General features: G+C 75.1%; 1 pseudogene. It reads right to left on the bottom strand.

Features of this window, described 5'->3' with window-relative positions:
• Nucleotides 1-284: pseudogene (locus RNC47_RS37020) on the bottom strand (sugar-binding protein); the annotation flags it as partial.
• Nucleotides 285-433 lie beyond the last annotated feature (149 nt).

The following is a 433-nucleotide window of genomic DNA, read 5'->3' as shown; positions in this document are numbered from 1 at the left end:
ATGTCGAACCCTTCGAGCTCACCGCTGTACGGGTTGCGGTAGCCCCAGCGGTAGCTGTTCTGGTCGACGCCCGCGATCAGCTTGCCGCGCTCCTTGATCTTCGCGATGCCCGGCCCGTCCGCCGTCGAGGGCGGCAGGCTCGCCTCCGGATCGGTGCACTCCTCGGCCCGCACCGGGACGGCCGCCGTCGTGCCGCCCGCCGGGTCCGTCCCGGCGGGCGTGCCGTCGTGCCGGGAGAGCGGCAGCAGGGTGAGCGAGGCGGTGATCAGGCATGCCACCGCCATCCCCGCCACCCCGCCCCAGCCGCGCAGCGGGCCGTTCCGGACGGGCAGCCCGCCGTCCGGCGCGGAGCGGCGCCGCGCCCATGTCCATGCCCGCGCCCATGCGTGTGTCCGTGCCCGTGTCTGTGCCTTCGTATCGGCCATCCCCGCCC

The sequence above is a fragment of the Streptomyces millisiae genome, from assembly GCF_031845425.1.
In the GTDB taxonomy this organism is placed as follows: Bacteria; Actinomycetota; Actinomycetes; order Streptomycetales; family Streptomycetaceae; genus Streptomyces; species Streptomyces millisiae.
The sequence above is the reverse complement of the archived record's forward strand: the minus strand, read 5'-3'. Positions and strand labels throughout refer to the sequence as shown.